The following is a 16152-nucleotide window of genomic DNA, read 5'->3' as shown; positions in this document are numbered from 1 at the left end:
TTAATTCAATTTTAATAATCATTCATGTACCTAACATCGCCAAAAGCTTTTTTTCCTGGGGAATCCGGAATGTGAAGAACAACTATTCCCTTATTTAATAATTCTTCGTCTTCAAAATTGACCAATTGGGCCCAACTTTCCATTTTATCGCCTTTTATAAATCGACAGTTTTTATCAAAGTGTTTCACAAAGACTTCTTCTTCATAATCGTTGCAGAGCTTTTGGGCAGAATCTTTTTTTCCTTTGAAATCATAAACTAAAAATTCACTCCCATATCCAGTGGCATCATCGCCATGGCCATCCCCACATTGATAATTAGACGCCTTGCCGCCCAAAATATAATTTGGCTTTTTATTAAGAAAAGAAATAACTTTTTGACTTAACCCATTGCTAATTAGGCCATCAGATATAAATCCCAGATTTTCAATTTTTATTATTTCGGCTACTTTTATTTTTGTTTTTTTATTTTCCATGGTGGCATAAAAGTTAAACGGATATTTTACTTTTTGGACGTGGCTATAAAATTTCAGTTCGTCCTCATTCTCAAAAAAATAAGCCATGTGATTCGCTCGAAGAAATTTTAGCAATTGAGAACCGCTATACTTTTCAAACTTTTCTTCTCCTCCTAAATAACATTCGAATTGTTTTCCGTTTTTTAAATATACTTTTACTTTGAAAGTTTTTGATTTGATAAATTCCATATCAGCTTTGGAATAACCGGCGAATAAAAGGAAATTCAGAAAAAAAACGGGCAAAACTAAACTCGTCCAAACATCCCACCACTGTTTTTGAGGTGTCATTTCAGCTCTTTCAGCTCGAAATATCTCTCTACTTTCACATCATCTCGCTTCCTTTCTTCCCTTTTCTCCACTCCCGGTCCACAAAGTGTCCGGTAATCACACCGGTCACAGGCCTTGGCGGCGGCCGGGAACAGGCCCTGCTCCACCGCTTCGGCGGCCGTGGTCAGAAGCGCCTTCAGCGGCTCCTCAACGGTCTTCCAGTCGCTCGCGTTGAACCCGACCGACCCATAATCCCCCTTGGCGGTCAGGAACTCATAGACCGCCTCCTTCGGGGTCACCCCCGGGTAAAGGGTCCGGCAGGCCCAGAGGTAAAGGGGCATCTGGATCTTGGTGCCTTCCTTCACGCTGTCCTTCTTGAACCCTTCCTTGCTCCCTGATTTGTAGTCCACCACCCTCAAGGCTTTGCCGTCCGCCGACAGGTCCACCCGGTCCATGAAGCCTTCCAAGCGAAAGGTCTCCCCCGGGGTTTCGAAAGTGACCTCGGGCTGGCCCTCGCGGCCGAAGGCCTTCTCGAAATCCACCGGGGTCCATTCCTGGTCCGCCAGGACCTTCCTCAAGGTCCGTTGCAGGTCGCGCCGGAGGCTGAACTGGCTCCATTGCCAAAGGGCCTGGGAACCCGTGACCCCCTCTTTCTCGAAGCTTTTGAATGCCTTTTGGGTCTCCTCTTCCAGCGTCCGGGCGGCCTTTTCCCCGTCCCGGTCCTTGAGCCAGCCTTCCTGTTTGCCCCGGGAGAGGGTCTCTTCCAGGATCGAATGCATCAGGTTCCCCTTCTCGGCCGGGTCCAACTGGAAGACCCGCTCGGGTTCGGGATGCACCTTCAGGCCCAGCACATAGCGGTAGAAATAGCGCAGGGGACAGGCGGCGTAGGTCTCGAGCCGCGAGGCCGAGAGGGTCTTATCCTTCAGGGAATGGGTCTGGCGCAGGGCCTCGACGGCCTGTGGGTCCCCGAAGACGCCGTCATAGATCGTGAACTTGCGGCTTCCCTGGCGTTCCTTGAGAAGCCGGCGGGCCTCGTCAAAGAAGGGTTTCTGTCCCGCGTAGGCCTGGGCAGGCAGGGGGTTCCCTTCCCGGGCCTCCTGGAAACGGCTGAGCACCTCTTCCAGGTCGTCCACCCGCTCTTCGCCGCCGTCCCGGACCCAATCGGACACCGCGACCTTGCGCACATAGGGGGAATCCTCCCATTTCGCCTGCCGCCCGCCCGTGACGGCCCTCAAGGCTTCGTGAAGATAGCTGGAAGGAACGCGCGGCGCCCCACTGCCGGGGTGCAGGTGGGAGGCGGTGAGGATGACGCCTTGCCGGGCGCTCCGCACGGCAAGGAGGAAGAGCATCTTTTCTTCCAGCCTCCCCTCGGCCTTTTCCGGGATACGCGCCTGGCCCAAGTGGCGTTCGTTGAGGATGCGCCTCTCCTCATCCAACAAAAGCGGGTCGGGCCGGGGCACCCGGGGAAAACCCTGTTCCACCAGGCCGGGAAGGACCAGCACGTCGAAGGGCACACCCCGGGCCTGCATGAGCTCCGACACCTCGACCCCGCCCGCTTCCGGCGCCTTCCAGGGGATGCGCACTTCCTCCATGAGACCGGTGAGGAAATCCTTCAGCTCGTCGGGGGCGACCTTGAAGGAGCCTTGGGACAGGATCTCCACGCCGCGCCTCAAGGTCTTGAGCTCGTCCTTGGCGTCCGACTTTCGGAAGACCTTCTCGGCGAGCTCGAAAAGGACGCCGGTCTTGCCGGCCCAGTCCTTCGTCCTCTCGAAGGCCTTCTTCGCGTCGAAAAGGGTCTGGAGCACTTTCATCCGGAAAGCGACAAGGGAGGTCACTTCCCCGGACGCGGGTCCCTCTTCCTCGAAGGAGCCCTTGCCCGACCTGGGTTTCTCGGCTTCCTTCATGCGATCGATCCAGGAGGCCTCCCCTTCCACCACCCCCGCCTCTTTCGAGACCTGGTCCCAAAGATGGGGATTCCAATCCTCCTCCCCCACCCCGAACCCGTCGTGGGAAAGGTTGGGACTGGCGAGGAGGTCCATCAGGGTTTCTCGGGGGAATTCGGACTGGAAACATTCGAGCAGGAGCAGGAAGGCCTTGGCCTCGGGGGTTTCCATGAGATAGACCGACGGTTTCTTGGCCACCGCGACCCCCTGTCCTTCGAAGGCGGGGGCGATCATGCGGCGGTAGGTCTCCAACTGCCGCAGGAGCAGGCCGCATTGGGACAGGTGGGTCCTGCGCCTTTCGGCCTCCCCGGTGATGGCCCGCACCACCTCCCGCATCTCCCGGGGTTCGCCGGGGCAAAGGAGGATCTTTACGTCCGAATCCTCAAATTTCAAATGGCCGTCATTGCGAGGAGCCTCGGCCGAATAGGCCGATGATTGCGACGTGGCAATCTCAGTCTCAAATAAATGGTCCTGGAGCCGTCCCAAAGCCGTGGTCTTCCCGCTCTTGAAGCTTTCCGACTTTTGGACCTTCCCCAATCCCTTCGCCCATTCCACGAAGGGCTTGGCATAGTCGAAGGCCGGATGGTCCTCATAAGGGATGAACCAATGACCCTCTTTTCCGGTCTCCGGGTTCTTAGCGTCTTGGCGCCTTGGCGGTGAACAAAAATGCATCAGGACCTTCTGTTGCAGGGCCGAGGCGTCATAGAAGCCATAGGTCCAAATAGCGGCTTGAGGGGGCGCAAGGGTCAGCGCGTCCTCATAAAGGTCTTCCCGGTCCTTCCAATGATTCTTGGCTTTCCAGGCCCGGTTCTTGGTCAAAAGCCCGGCGAATTCCTCCAGCTTCTGCGACAGACGCTTGCGGTCCCGGGCCTTGCCGATGGCCTGGGCCGAGACCTTCAATGCTTGGGGATCGAACCCTCCCTGGCGCAGTTCCGAAAGGGTGGCCCGAAGGGTTTTCGGGAACCCGGGGGTCTTCTCCACCGCCGCGAAGGGGCCGCCGCCCTTGGGCCGGAGCTCCTTGGCGTTCTCGCGCAAGACCCAGGGCACAATGGACTCCGGCAGGAGCCGGAAGCCTTCCTGGATCCATTTTTCCTCGGTGAACTCGATGAGGTATTGGTGCAGGGTCAGGACCCGAAGGTTGACCACCGACCCGTTCTTGCGGGCCAGGTCCTCCCGCAGGTGGCGCACCAGGGCGCGGTTGGGGACGAGGAGGACCAGGGGGGAAAGGGGCTCAACGGACCGGAAGGACCGGACCCGGGAGGCGAGTTCCTCCTCCAGGAATGGCTGATAGGGACCCAAATAAAGGGAAATGGCCACGAAACGTCCTAAAGAAAAATTAACCGCCAAGGCGCCAAGACGCCAAACAAGACATTGGCAAAAAGGCTCTTAGGCTCGCGGCCGATTGGATTATGCGTTGAAATTCATTATATATATATTCTGTTTCCATCAAGACTTTGCCGTACTTGGCGCCTGGGCGCCTGGGCGGTGAAGATCGGGGTTTGAATGGCTCGGGAGATCCAGATCGCGAATGCCGCCGGGTTCTGCTTCGGCGTGAAGAAGGCCATCCAAAAGGCCGAGACCATGGACCGCGCCTTCATCTTCGGCTCCCTCATCCACAACCCCCAGGAAGTGGCCCGCCTGGCCTCCCTCAACAAGAAGATCGTGCATAAGCTCGAGGACGTGGAGGACAACAAGGTGGTCATCACCGCCCACGGCCTGGACATCAACGTGATCGGCCAGATGAAGGAAAAGAACCTGGAGATCGTGGACACCACCTGCCCGCTCGTCACCAAGATCTACAACGAGGGGCTCAAACTGCAGTCCCAGGGCCTGCGGGTGGTCATCGTGGGCGACCCCAAGCACGTGGAAGTGAAGGGCATCGCCAGCCGGATGAAGGATCCCCTGATCGTTTATCACGAGGAGGATATCCTGACCATCCCCGAGGGGTCCCGGGTGGGTGTGGTCTGCCAGAGCACCCTCTTGATGGAGAAATTCGACAAGTTCGTGGACCTGATGAAGGCCCGTTGCGCCGAGGTGGTCCCGGTCAACACCATCTGCAAGCCCACCAAGGACCGCCAGACGGCGGCCACCGCCCTCTCGAAGAACGTGCAGGTCATGATCGTGATCGGCGGGCGCAACTCCAGCAATACCCACAAACTGGCCGACACCTGCAAGATGAACCTGCCGAACGACACCCACCATATCGAGACCGCCCAGGAATTGGACCCCCAATGGTTCGAGGGGCGCAACAAGGTGGGCATCACCGCCGGCGCTTCGACCCCCGACTACCTCATCGAAGAGGTCATCGCCAGGATCCGCACTTACGACGAGCTGGTCCCCGCCTGAAGTGGTCCTTTCCTGATCCAGATCCTATGGATGCTCCCGACCCGGGTTAAAATAAGGTCATGGACTTCGACCGGCACATCCTGAAGAACCTGAAAAAGAAGGGTTCCAATTTCCGCAAGACCCACGCGGTGGAGTTCTACGTCTATTGCCCCACCAAGTCCTCGGCCAAGAGGGTGGCGGCCCGGGCCAAGAAAGCCGGATTCCATTGCGCCATCATGAGCGACCGCTCGGCCAAACGCTGGGTCTGCCTGCCCATTCGGGAGATGCTCCCCCGGTTGAAGGAGATCCAGAAGGCCAAGCGGCTCCTGAACCGCCTGGCCAAGCCCTTGGGAGGCCATTGCGACGGCTGGGGGACCCAGATCGAACGGTAGTCAGGGTCCCTTTTTTTGAAGGTGATAGAGGACCCCGTTGAAGTCGTCGGTCAGGAAGAACCCGCCCCGGCCGTCCTTCAGGATGTCGCAGGGCCTGCCGAAGACCTTGCCCCGGGGACCCTGGCCCCGGAAACCCGTGATGAAGTCCTCCCCCTTCTCGCCTTTCAACATCCTGACCACCCGGTAACCATGCCCCAGGGTCTTCTTCGAGGAGCCATGGAACGAGACCAGGTAATGCCCGGTCAGCGGCGCGCCATAGGAGGCGTCGAAATACTCAAGACCCAATGGGGCGGCGTGGGCCAGGTAGGTCCAATAGGGCGCGGGGGCCCGCTCACAAACGCCCGCCGGCCTGTCCTGCGGCGCGTATTTGGGGTCCGGCCGGTAGCCGTCAGGGGAGTTGTAGCAAAAGGGCCAGCCATAGTTCGCGCCGTCCTGGATCGAATAGACCGCCTCCAAGGGAAGGTCGTCCCCCAGCTTGTCGGCGCCCATGGCGGTGACGATCAACCGGCCCTCGGCCCATTTCATCCCCACCGCGTTCCGGATGCCGGAGGCATAGACCCGTTCATTGCTCCCGTCCGGGTCCATCTGGAGGATGCAGGCGCGGATCTCCCCCTTCTTCTCCGGGCAGGAATCGCAACTGCTCCCCACCGAAACGTAAAGTTTCCCGTCCTCCCCCAACAGAACGGTGCGAGTCAGGTGCCACCCACCGTATTTATAGTTCAGCCCGTAGGCGGGAAAGGACGCGAGGGTCTGGGGGGCACCGGAAGGCGCCAGGTCCCCCGGGCGGTAGGGATAACGGAGAAGATCGTCGGTCAAGGCCACGTAGATCCAAGATCCGCCTTGCGGGTCGGTGAAGAAAGCCACGCTATTGGGATTGCGCTGCTTGGAAAGGTAGGCCGTCCATTTCCCGAAGCGGCCCTGGGCCGGATCATAATCGTCCAGCACATAGACGTGCCCCAGCCGGGTATCGCCCTTGTTGTACATATCCCCCAGGAAAAGCCGGCCGTCGGGACTGAAGGCCATGAAGCGGGGGCGTTTCATGCCCGTGGCCGCCACGGTGATGTCCCAGCCTTGGGGCACGGAAAGGGTGATGGCCTTTCCTGAGGACAGTTCCAGGCGATGGGGCTCCAGGGTGAAGGCCCGGCCTTGGGCCATCATCATCCAAAAGGATAGGACCACAAGCCAGGTTCCCCTCATCGGCAAGGCTCCTTCCTAGGTGTTGATCTTTTCCTGCAGCAACGTGGCCAACTCACTGCAACAGCAATCGAAGGACATCTTTTGCCGTCCCGGTCCCGAATCCTCGGAGAACTTGAGTTTTGGGTTTTGGCCATGAACGGGGCACGTAAGGCCTGCGATCTTGGCCTCAATGGCCTTTACGGTCGCTTCCAGCACTTGCTTTTGGAGATCATCCTGGAAGCTTTCGTCCACGGTCACGGCACCAGCACGGTCTTGCCGAAGGCCCCGGGTTTCATGAGAAGTTCGTGGGCCTGGGCGGCGGCGCTCAGGGGAAGTTCCTTGCCGATGACAGGGCGTAATTTCTTGGTCTTGAGACCCTGCACCAGGTCCTTGTGGATCTTGACCCGTTCTTCGGGGGTCACGTTGAAGAGAGTCATGCCGTGGATGGACGCTTCGCGGCCCATGCTATCGCGCGGGTTCACCTCCACCGGGCCCCGGGAGCCGATCACCACCACCCGGCCGTATTTCGCGAGCAAGGTCAGGTCCTTCCCCAGGTTCAGGTGGGCCGCCATTTCCAGGACGATATCCACGCCCTGGCCCCGGGTAAAGGCCATGAGCTGTTTGAGGTAGTCCGGGTCCTTGTGGTCCAGGGCCAGGACCGCGCCTTGTTCCCGCACCAGGGCCAGGCCTTCGCCGCTACCCGCGGTGCCGATGACCTTCAAACCCGCCCGCACGGCCAATTGGACCGAAGCGGTCCCCACCCCGCCGGAGGCCCCATGGACCAGGAGGGTCTCCCCTTTTTTTGCTTTGGCTTTTCCGAAAAGGGCCCGGTGGGCCGTGCCATAGGGGACACCCATGGCGGCGCCCTGGGCACAGGTCACGAACGAGGGGAGCGGGTGCACATGATGGGCTTGGACCAGGCAGGCCTGGGCGTAGGTACCGGTCAAGGCGGCCTCCACATAGACACGGGAGTTCACCTTGATCCCCCGGACCCCCTGGCCCAGGGCCGCCACCACCCCCGCGCCATCGGCGCCGGGCGTATAAGGCAAAACGGGTTTTTGAGCGTAGGTCCCGGTACGGATATAAGCTTCCACCGGGTTCACGCCCGCGGCCTCCAGGCGCACCAGCACCTGGCCCGCTCCCGGCTTGAGATCGGGTACTTCCTCGAGCTTCAGGACCTCGGGGCCCCCGAATTCCCTGACTTGGATGGCTCGCATCGCTTTTCCCTTTCCCGGACCCCGGGGGGCGGAAAACAAAAAAAAAAGCCCGTTCCCGAAGGGGAACGGGCTCGGGTACGGCCTAGATCAGAAGTAGTCCAAGGGAAGGGTTTCCCGCGGGCTGGAGTGGGGAACGTACTTGGGCGTCTTGGAAGCCAATTTCTTGGCGTTGGCGACGTCCTCGCTGGCCACTTCCTTCTCGATCATGAAGTTCTGCTTGGGGTAGATGAGGTCCGGATCCTTGATGGAATCCCGGTTGGCCTTGAAGATCAAGGGCCATTGGAAATTGTCCCCGTAAATATCCGACTTCCCGGCGATGCCCCAGAGGGTATCGTGGTTGGCCACGGTGTAGTGGTCCGCGGACTTCTTTTGGGCCACGGCCTTTTCGGGGGCCTGCTTGGGCACTTCGGTGGATTCGATCCGTTTCGTATTGCCGCAACCGACGACCAGGGTCCCAGCGGTCAGAAGGACTGCCGCCATCCAAAGATTGAGTTTCATGGTCTTTCTCCCTTCAAGATCTCTTAATCTGATTGTGCATCCTCCTTTAGGACGTGACAAGGGGTGAAATGTGTTTTTCCCCTTAAAATTGGGCCGAAAAGGCCCAAGAACGAAAAGAAGTTGACAGGGACCGAAGGGATAGGAAAAACGGTTGACCCCGTCATTTGCGGCCTTTTTAGGGGGTTTTAGAGGCGTTGGGGGAAAACGTCGTTCCTTTTGGTGCCCGCTTTAGCCTTCTTCCGCAATGACACAGGTGTTAATTTTTATTCAAGAAAGATCCTCCACAACCGATCCACCGTTTGAAATTCGGTCCCATTCCCCATGAAACGGAGATGACATGACCGAATCCCAAGAAGTCCCTTTCCCGCAGGAACCCGCCGACCGCACCCCCGAGATGCTCCTGAGTTTCCTGGCCGAGGCCTGGCAATTCGCCCAACTCCAGAAAAAGAACCTGGGCGAGGGCTCGGATCCCGGCTTCATGATGCGGTCCTTCGACAAGCTTTTCGACCGCCTCTTGGACCGCGTCGAAAAAACCTCCCCCGAACTGGCCAATATCGCCCAATGGTTCCGCACCCCGGAGGGTCAATTGCTCGACACCGAGACCATCCAGGCCATGTTCCCCCTTCTGGAGGTGGCGGTGCGCAACCACTGGACCGCGGTGCTCTACGATCCTGCCACCGAGGGTTTGGTCAACGAGTGCCTGGCCTATTGGGACTCGAAGGGCCGCAAGGACCTGGTGGAAGGCACCGTGCGGTGCCTCGCCCAGGGCCTTCAGGGCAGCCGCCTGGAAAAGCACCTGGCCCTGACCCACCTGATGGATGCCCGTCCCTGGTTCAAGAACCCGGATCTTTCCCGGGAAGTGCTGGGATCCTTGACCCGTCTCCTGGGCGAGGAGAAGGTTCCCGGCCATTACCAATCGGCCCTTCTTTTGGCGTGGGACCTTTTGGAGCCCGCGCTCGCCGCCTCCCATGACCGGGAGGTCCTGGCGCTGCTGACCACCCTGCACTTCCACGCCGAAGAGGACATCGCCGATTTCCCTGAACGCGCCGGCATCGCCCGTCAATGGATCTATGGCCGCTCCACCCCCGACATGGTCCGCCGTTTCGCGCGCCTGGCCCATGAGGGCGGGCAATTGGCTATCCTTCCCCAATTGGCCGAGATGGCCGCCCCGCTCTTGATGCAGGATTATTTCAAGAACGGCGGGAAGGACCGCGAAGTGATCCTGTCCATGCTGGCCGAGATGAAGGAGGCCACCCGGTCGGTGCTGGCCACCTGGTTGGCCGATTCCCAGCAGGAGGAGAACCTGAAGGCCCTCATTCCCATCCTCAAGGTCAGCGGTTGGGACGCGCCGCTCGCCCTGCAGGTGGCCGCCTGGACCGCCAAGGCCAAGCGGGAACTGAAGCTGAACCTATTGGGCGTCATCGAGGAGATGGCGGACCCGGCGGGGGGACCGGCCCTGCGGTTGGCGGTGCTGGACGATTCGGAGGAGATCGCCGCGCGGGCGGCGGACGTGATGGGCCGCATCGGATTCTCGGCGGGGCTGCCCCTGCTCCTTAAGTCGGCCAAGATCCGGGAATCCCGGGGCCCGGGTCATGAGGAATTCCTCATGGCGGTCTGTCGGGCGGCGGGCGAACTGAAAGGCGAGGGCGCCTTGGAATTCCTCGAGGAGATCGCGCGCAAGAAATCGCTCCTGCGCGGCAAGAACTACCCCCTGCCCATGCGCCTGGAGGCCATCAAGGCCCTGGCCAAGCTGGACCGGCCCGAGGTTTGGACCTTCCTGGAATCCATGATGGAGGAGAAGAACCAACCCCTGCAGGAGACCTTGGACGGCATCATCCACGAAAGGATCCAGGCGATGTAAGCGGGTCCCGGATCTCGTTCCGGCGGAGGGACTGCCCATCTTCCGCCGGGGGAAATCCCCTCCCTCGCGACAGCGGGGGAGGGTTTTTTATTTCCGCCCCCGGGTTTTTAAGGGGGCTTGGCCCCCTTAAGGTTTGTCCAGGGGTCCATAGGGGGAACTTCCCCTATGAGCGGCAGCGGAACCGGTCGTTTTATTTTCGGGACCGGGGGTCCAAGGGGCTCTGCCCCTTAAAGGTTTGTGAGGGGGTCCATAGGGGGAACTTCCCCTATGAGCGGCAGCGGGGGAGGGTTTTTTATTTTCCGGGACGTTCTAGAAGAGCTGAAGCTGATCCTGGGAGACCACGGCCTTCCCCTTCTTCTTGGGAAGAAGGGCAGGGGCGGCGGCCAAGGCCGGCACGGGTGTTTCGGCCGGTAGGGCCGGAATGACGGGCGCGGCCGGCAGGGCTTGCTCCTCGGGCGGGGCGCCCGGGGCTCCCTCTTCCTTTTTCTTCTTCCGGTTGGCCACGGCCTGTTGGCCGTCGGGGCAAAGGCTTAGGAACTCGCACCAACCGCAGAGGGCGCTGGTCTTGGTCGGAAAACTACGGGCGCTTTCGATGGTCTTGATCTTGCCGATATAGCGTTCCTGGAGCTTGGCGATGGCTTCGGGGCCCCGTTCGTCCACCACCTGGTCCTTCTCGAAGGCCACGAAATGCCAGACCTGGCGGAACTTGGCCTTGGGCCCGAACTTGGGATTCTGGAGGAGTCCGGCCTGGTAGAGGGCCAATTGGTCCTCGAACTTCACGTCCTCCGCCGACATCTTGCGGGAACTGGTCTTGTAGTCGTGGATGACGTAGGTCCCATCCGGTTCCCGGGCCACGCGGTCGATGTAACCCTGCATCTTGTACTGGCCCTTGGGGTCCAGGTTGAAGATGACCTTCATTTCGATGCCCTCGGTCACGTCCTGGTCGAAGGGCTGGTAGTTATGGTAGTAGTTCTCGACGAAAAGCTGGCCCTTCTGGAAATAGTCCTCGATCGACTGGCCCTCGTTCACGATGCGCAAAGGAGCGTCAAAACCCTTCCGTTTTTGGGTGTCCTGGGCCTCGACCAAGTGGTTCTGCCAGTGCTTCTGGAAGAAATTAAGCAGTTCGTTGACCGTCGGCACCCGTTCCGGGATGAGGCCATAGAGATGCTCCATGGTCTCGTGGAAACGGCTGCCCAGGAAGAGCTCGATGCCCTCCGGGACCGGGGAAGGGGTCCGTTTGATGTAGCGGTGTTCGAATTGCGAGGGACAGGTGAAGAAGGTGTTGATGCGGGAATAAGAATAAAGGGTCACGGGTCGATTATATCGGGCATGATTTGGAAAGTCGAACCAAGGCACCCCTCCTTTTTTCCCCCGCCCTCTGTTAGAGTTGCCCAACCCCGCACCAAGGAAATCCCATGACCCTTCTCGATCCCAAGACCCTGCCGCACGAATTCCCGCGCGCCTATGTCCCTTCGGGCGCGGACCTGGGCGACTGGAAGCAGGTGGAGCCCCTCTTCGATGAACTGCGGGACCGGTCCCTGGGCTCGGTGGAGGATCTGAAGCGCTGGCTCAAGGACTGGGGCGAGTTCCAGGACTGCCTGGGCGAGGCCGGATCCATCCGTTACGTGCGCATGACCTGCGCCACCGACGACCCGGCTTGCGAGAAGGCCTACCTGGAATTCCTGGAGAGGGTGGAGGAGCCCGCCAAACCCCGGGGTTTCGAGCTCCTGCGCAAGTACAAGGAATGCCCTTACCGCGCCGAGCTTCCCCGCGACGATTTCTTCCTTTTCGACCGTTCGGTGGAGAACGAGTTCCAGCTTTACCGGGAAGAGAACATCCCCTTGGAGACCGAACTGGGAAAACTTTCCCAGCAATACCAAAAACTGACCGGTTCGCTGATGGTGCATTACGACGGCCGTGAACAGACCCTCCAACAAATGGGCCGCTACCTGGAATCCACCGACCGAAAGGTCCGGGAGGAGGCCTGGAGCCTGACGGCCGAGCGCCGGCTGCAGGAAAAGGACGCTTTTGAGGACCTTTTCGACGCCATGCTCAAGCTCCGGGTCCAAGTGGGCAAGAACGCCGGGTTCGAGAATTACCGGGATTACGTCTTCCGCCGGAAGGAACGCTTCGACTATTCCCCCAAGGATTGCCAGGCCTTCCATGAAAGCGCCGAAAAGGCCATCCGGCCCCTGGTCCTCAAGATCCAGGAGAAGCGCGCGAAAAAACTGGGGCTCTCCGTCCTGAAACCCTGGGACCTGTCGGTGGACCCCAACGGGAAGAACCCCCTCAAGCCTTTCGAGGGAACGGACCGCCTGGTGGAGGGTTGCGGAAGGATCTTGGAGAAGGTGGACCCCGAATTCGGCAGGAATTTCCGGCAAATGCGGGACCTGGGGTTGCTCGACCTGGACTCCCGCAAGGGCAAGGCCCCCGGCGGCTATAACACCACGCTGGAAGAGACGCGCCTCCCCTTCATCTTCATGAACGCGGTGGGGTTGGACCACGATGTGCGGACCTTGCTTCACGAGAGCGGCCACGCCATGCATGGGGTCGCTTCCCGGGGCCTTCCCTTTTCCTTTTACCGGCACGCCCCCATGGAATTCTGCGAGGTGGCGTCCATGAGCATGGAGCTGATGGGCAATCCTTATTTGAGCGAGTTCTATCCCGATGCCAGGGAAGCGGCCCGTTCCTGCATCACCCACCTGGAGAACGTCATCGGCCTGCTACCCTGGATCGCCACGGTGGACGCCTTCCAACACTGGATCTATGCGAACCCCGGCCATGGCCGCCAAGAGAGGACCGACGCCTGGGTATCGTTGCGCAAGCGCTTGGGCGGGGCCGAGGATTGGACCGGATTGGAGGAAGTGCGGGCCTCCCTCTGGCACCGCCAGCTCCATATCTTCGAGCTTCCCTTCTATTACATCGAATACGGCATCGCCCAATTGGGGGCGCTCCAGGTCTGGAAGAACTATCGGAAGGATCCCAAGGAAGGCGTCCGGCTCTATAAACAGGGTCTTTCGGTGGGAGGCAGCCGGACCCTGCCGGAGATCTTCAAAACCGCCGGTATCCGCTTCGACTTCAGCCTGGCGATCATCGAACCGCTGATGGAAGAGGTCGGGAAGGAACTGGACCGTCTGGAGAAGCTGGCCTAGCCCGCGGTCCGCAAGTTCAATCGAATCTCCAGGTGACCTGGAAGGCACCGGGGGCCAGGCCCAGTTGGAGGTCCTTCGGCCGATGGACCACCGCTTGGCCGATGAGGATGCCCAGCGTCGCCCCGCCGATCACATCCGATAGGTAGTGGTGGTATCCCTCCACCCGGGCGAGGGCCGTGACCGTCGCCAAGGCGTAGGCGGGCACTCCCAGTTCCCATCCCCCATATTGCGCCACGACGGGCGCGAAGCAGAAGGCCGTGATGGAATGCCCCGAGGGAAAGGAAAAGGCGTTCGAACCGTCCGGCCTTTCCCGGCCCACGGGATATTTCAGGACGGTCACCACCACGGTCGCCATCAAGAGGGATTCGCCGGCGTCCCGCCCGAACTCCTGGAGCCGGGGATCGTCCGTCAAGGCTCCCAGGCCCCATCCCCCGACCGCCGTCCCACCCTCCACCCAGCCTTCCCCATAAAAATTCCCGAAGTCGAAAAGGCCCGGCGTGTCCCAGTCCCTCAGATCTTGGGCAATGGCGTTCTGTGGGTCGAAGAAGACCCAGTCGCCGGCGGTCAGGACAGCTCCCACGCCCAGGACCGGGATGTTCTCCGGCGCCAGGAGGTTGGGAAGGTCGTCGAGACACTTGGCCGGGAAATGGGCCAGGCTGGTGTCCGGATCGGGGGAACGGAAAGGCTCCGCGCCGAGCGCCAGGGGAAATAGAAGGAAAAAAGCGGCCAGCAGGAAATAAGGGAGGCGGATCTTCAGCAAACCTGTTCTTTGTTCGAGGACGGACCCTTGAATTTCTGGTAGGCCCAGACCCCCGCCACGATACCGGCCACGGTGAAGAAGGCCACGACCTTGCCCTCGCCGACCTGCGCCAGGGCGGTGCCCGGGCAGACCCCGGACAGGGCCCAACCGGCGCCGAAAACGAAGGAGCCCAGGATGCGGTCCGGGTTCCAGGTCTGCGATTCCCAGTCCAGGGGTTTCCCGGTCCAGGTGGGTTTTTTCGAGCGCTGGAGCAGGAAGAGCCCCAAGGCGATCACGGCCACCGCCATCCCCAGGACGCCGTAGAGCCGGAGGGCCTCCAGGTGCCAATACCAGCCCGAGGGCGTGCGGTCCACATGGAGATTGGTGGGACGGAACATATCGATGATGGTGTCGTAGTCGGTGGCGCTGGCCTTGGAGAGCATATAGCCAAAGAGGCCTCCGAAAAGGAGGAAGACCCATTTGGACCGGCTGTCGGGACCGGCGGCCTTCTTCGTGGCCTTTGGTTTGGAGGTCGTCTTTTTAAGGGCCATCAGAGGATCCTTAAGTAGGTGAACAGGAGGTTCGTGACCACGATGCCGGAAGCCAGGAAGCCCAGGGTGACCACGATGGACATCTTGTTGCCCTGGGGGATGCCCATGAGGCTATGGCCGCTCACGCAGCCGCCGGCCCATCGGGCGCCGAAGCCCACCAGGAAGCCGCTCACCAGCAGCCAGACGATCTTCAGGGGAAGGATGCCGAAGGTGACCGCGTCCAGGCGGCCATAGGTGAGGGTCCAGCCCCAATGGCCGATATTGGCCAAGAAAGCCCCTAGGGGAATGCCCAGGATGAACCAGAACTTCCAGTCGCCGGACTGGGGCTTGTCCAAGCCGGCCTTGGAAAGTCCGGCCGCGTAGCCGCCGGTCACGCCCAACCGGGCGCCGGTGAACCAAGCCAACCCCAAAGCCGCAAAACCGATCCCCGCCCCGGCGGCCCACCAAGGCCAAGGTTCGGAGACCAAAAGGGCCCAAAGATGGGTCAGGAACGCATGGAAATTGAACGGTGGGCCCGGTGGGTTCAAAGCTTGCCTCCTGGTCTTGGAACGGTTTTTATTCTACCCGCTTTTGCGGCTTTTGGAACGCCGGAAGCTAAAAGTTGAAGTTCCCGAACTTGTTCCCGGTCACCCGCTCGAAGGCCTCGACGTATTTCTCCCGGGTCTTTTGGACGATCTCGGCGGGCAATTCGGGTCCCGGCGGGGTCTTGTTCCAATCCTTCAAGGTCTCCAAATAATCCCTCACGAACTGCTTGTCGAAGCTCTTCTGGGACACCCCTTCCTTGTAATCGGCCTTGGGCCAAAAGCGGGAGGAGTCCGGGGTCATGACCTCGTCGATGAGGATGAGGTGGCCGTTCAGGAGGCCGAACTCGAACTTGGTATCGGCGATCAGGATCCCCTTGGCGTCCGCCAGGTCCCGGCCCCGGCGGTAGATCTCCAGGCTCACTTCCTTCACCTTCTCGGCCAGCCCGTCATCGTTCAGGATCTTCCTCATCTCGTCGAAGGAAATGTTCACGTCGTGGCCCTGTTCGGCCTTGGTGGAGGGGGTGAAGATGGGCTCCGAGATCCGGGAGGACTCGACGAGGCCCTTGGGCAACTCAATGCCGCAGACCTTGCCGGTCTTCTGGTATTCCTTGAGGCCCGACCCGGTCAGGTAGCCGCGCACGATGCACTCGGCCGGCAGGGGCTTGGCCTTCTTCACGATCATGGAACGGCCTTCCAACTGGTCCTTGGCCTTCTGGAAGGCCTCGGGCAGGGTGGAGATGTCCATGGAGATGATATGGTTGGGAACGACCCCCTCCATTTTCTTGAACCAATAGGCGGAGATCTGGTTCAGGACCACGCCCTTGTCGGGGATGCCGTTCGGCAGGATGACGTCGAAGGCCGAGATGCGGTCCGTCACCACGATGAGCAGCTTATCGCCCAGGTCGTAGATGTCCCGAACCTTGCCCCGTTTGGGAGCGAGCACGCCCGGGATATTGGTCTGAAGGACGACGTTCGAAGCCATGGTCTCTCCTAAT

Annotated in this window: 15 protein-coding genes; 4 read left to right on the top strand and 11 right to left on the bottom strand. The window is 60.2% G+C overall.

Translation table 11 applies throughout. The annotated features are described in order from the left end of the window. Positions 1 to 11: 11 nt before the first annotated feature. Positions 12 to 800 carry a hypothetical protein gene (locus VHE12_04775; GenBank protein HVZ80100.1) on the bottom strand — a complete coding sequence of 263 codons (789 nt, stop codon included), beginning with the start codon at positions 798 to 800 and terminating at the stop codon, positions 12 to 14. After that, positions 797 to 4039, bottom strand: coding sequence for a PD-(D/E)XK nuclease family protein (locus VHE12_04770; GenBank protein HVZ80099.1), 3243 nt, complete (start codon positions 4037 to 4039; stop codon positions 797 to 799). Before VHE12_04770 ends, VHE12_04775 begins: the two co-directional genes overlap by 4 nt. A gap of 186 nt (positions 4040 to 4225) precedes the next feature. Between VHE12_04770 and ispH the strand changes: the two genes are divergently transcribed. Together ispH and VHE12_04760 are read left to right on the top strand one after the other, a co-directional pair. Continuing rightward, complete coding sequence (gene ispH / locus VHE12_04765; protein ID HVZ80098.1) at positions 4226 to 5068, top strand: 4-hydroxy-3-methylbut-2-enyl diphosphate reductase; 843 nt, start codon at positions 4226 to 4228, stop codon at positions 5066 to 5068. Positions 5069 to 5127: 59 nt separating this feature from the next. After that, a complete protein-coding gene (locus VHE12_04760; GenBank protein ID HVZ80097.1) occupies positions 5128 to 5439 on the top strand; it encodes a ribonuclease E inhibitor RraB in 312 nt (103 codons plus the stop codon). Here the strand turns inward: VHE12_04760 and VHE12_04755 are convergent, their stop codons facing one another. The 4 genes from VHE12_04755 to VHE12_04740 all read right to left on the bottom strand — a co-directional run bounded on the left by VHE12_04755 (position 5440) and on the right by VHE12_04740 (position 8330). After that, positions 5440 to 6636: a PQQ-dependent sugar dehydrogenase gene (locus VHE12_04755; protein HVZ80096.1), complete on the bottom strand. Its 1197-nt coding sequence runs from the start codon at positions 6634 to 6636 to the stop codon at positions 5440 to 5442. A 15-nt stretch (positions 6637 to 6651) separates the two neighbouring features. Continuing rightward, positions 6652 to 6873 (bottom strand): hypothetical protein, encoded by a 222-nt coding sequence (locus VHE12_04750; protein ID HVZ80095.1) that lies wholly within the window; start codon positions 6871 to 6873, stop codon positions 6652 to 6654. Beyond that, positions 6870 to 7832 carry an NADPH:quinone reductase gene (locus VHE12_04745; GenBank protein HVZ80094.1) on the bottom strand — a complete coding sequence of 321 codons (963 nt, stop codon included), beginning with the start codon at positions 7830 to 7832 and terminating at the stop codon, positions 6870 to 6872. The genes VHE12_04750 and VHE12_04745 overlap by 4 nt, the downstream gene beginning before the upstream one ends. Before the next feature lie 87 nt (positions 7833 to 7919). After that, entirely contained in the window at positions 7920 to 8330 is a 411-nt protein-coding gene (locus VHE12_04740; protein HVZ80093.1) for a hypothetical protein, read from the bottom strand. Positions 8331 to 8667: 337 nt separating this feature from the next. Here VHE12_04740 and VHE12_04735 point away from each other — a divergent pair, with 337 nt between their 5' ends. Further along, positions 8668 to 10191 (top strand): HEAT repeat domain-containing protein, encoded by a 1524-nt coding sequence (locus VHE12_04735; GenBank protein ID HVZ80092.1) that lies wholly within the window; start codon positions 8668 to 8670, stop codon positions 10189 to 10191. A gap of 309 nt (positions 10192 to 10500) precedes the next feature. Here VHE12_04735 and VHE12_04730 read toward each other — a convergent pair whose 3' ends face one another. Continuing rightward, a complete protein-coding gene (locus tag VHE12_04730; protein HVZ80091.1) occupies positions 10501 to 11502 on the bottom strand; it encodes a PD-(D/E)XK nuclease family protein in 1002 nt (333 codons plus the stop codon). Between the two features lie 104 nt (positions 11503 to 11606). Between VHE12_04730 and VHE12_04725 the strand changes: the two genes are divergently transcribed. After that, positions 11607 to 13343: a M3 family oligoendopeptidase gene (locus VHE12_04725; protein HVZ80090.1), complete on the top strand. Its 1737-nt coding sequence runs from the start codon at positions 11607 to 11609 to the stop codon at positions 13341 to 13343. Positions 13344 to 13359: 16 nt separating this feature from the next. On the opposite strand, the gene VHE12_04720 is transcribed toward VHE12_04725, so the two are convergent. The 4 genes from VHE12_04720 to VHE12_04705 form a co-directional block, all read right to left on the bottom strand. Beyond that, positions 13360 to 14103, bottom strand: coding sequence for a phosphatase PAP2 family protein (locus VHE12_04720; protein ID HVZ80089.1), 744 nt, complete (start codon positions 14101 to 14103; stop codon positions 13360 to 13362). Then, positions 14097 to 14633, bottom strand: a complete 537-nt coding sequence (locus VHE12_04715) for a DUF6691 family protein (protein ID HVZ80088.1) — start codon at positions 14631 to 14633, stop codon at positions 14097 to 14099. Before VHE12_04715 ends, VHE12_04720 begins: the two co-directional genes overlap by 7 nt. Then, positions 14633 to 15160 (bottom strand): YeeE/YedE thiosulfate transporter family protein, encoded by a 528-nt coding sequence (locus VHE12_04710; protein ID HVZ80087.1) that lies wholly within the window; start codon positions 15158 to 15160, stop codon positions 14633 to 14635. Before VHE12_04710 ends, VHE12_04715 begins: the two co-directional genes overlap by 1 nt. 67 nt (positions 15161 to 15227) lie before the next feature. Further along, positions 15228 to 16139, bottom strand: a complete 912-nt coding sequence (locus tag VHE12_04705; GenBank protein ID HVZ80086.1) for a phosphoribosylaminoimidazolesuccinocarboxamide synthase — start codon at positions 16137 to 16139, stop codon at positions 15228 to 15230. Positions 16140 to 16152: the final 13 nt, after the last annotated feature.

The organism is bacterium (assembly GCA_035549195.1).
Classification (GTDB): Bacteria; Oederibacteriota; Muellerivitia; order Muellerivitales; family Muellerivitaceae; genus DASZRK01.
The sequence above is the reverse complement of the archived record's forward strand: the minus strand, read 5'-3'. Positions and strand labels throughout refer to the sequence as shown.

Coding starts and splice junctions, on each gene's coding strand:
- VHE12_04755 (HVZ80096.1), bottom strand. CDS start 6,636: ATGAGGGGAACCTGGCTTGTGGTCCTATCCTTTTGGATGATGATGGCC.
- VHE12_04735 (HVZ80092.1), top strand. CDS start 8,668: ATGACCGAATCCCAAGAAGTCCCTTTCCCGCAGGAACCCGCCGACCGC.
- VHE12_04705 (HVZ80086.1), bottom strand. CDS start 16,139: ATGGCTTCGAACGTCGTCCTTCAGACCAATATCCCGGGCGTGCTCGCT.
- VHE12_04725 (HVZ80090.1), top strand. CDS start 11,607: ATGACCCTTCTCGATCCCAAGACCCTGCCGCACGAATTCCCGCGCGCC.
- ispH (HVZ80098.1), top strand. CDS start 4,226: ATGGCTCGGGAGATCCAGATCGCGAATGCCGCCGGGTTCTGCTTCGGC.
- VHE12_04760 (HVZ80097.1), top strand. CDS start 5,128: ATGGACTTCGACCGGCACATCCTGAAGAACCTGAAAAAGAAGGGTTCC.
- VHE12_04775 (HVZ80100.1), bottom strand. CDS start 800: ATGACACCTCAAAAACAGTGGTGGGATGTTTGGACGAGTTTAGTTTTG.
- VHE12_04715 (HVZ80088.1), bottom strand. CDS start 14,633: ATGGCCCTTAAAAAGACGACCTCCAAACCAAAGGCCACGAAGAAGGCC.
- VHE12_04745 (HVZ80094.1), bottom strand. CDS start 7,832: ATGCGAGCCATCCAAGTCAGGGAATTCGGGGGCCCCGAGGTCCTGAAG.
- VHE12_04740 (HVZ80093.1), bottom strand. CDS start 8,330: ATGAAACTCAATCTTTGGATGGCGGCAGTCCTTCTGACCGCTGGGACC.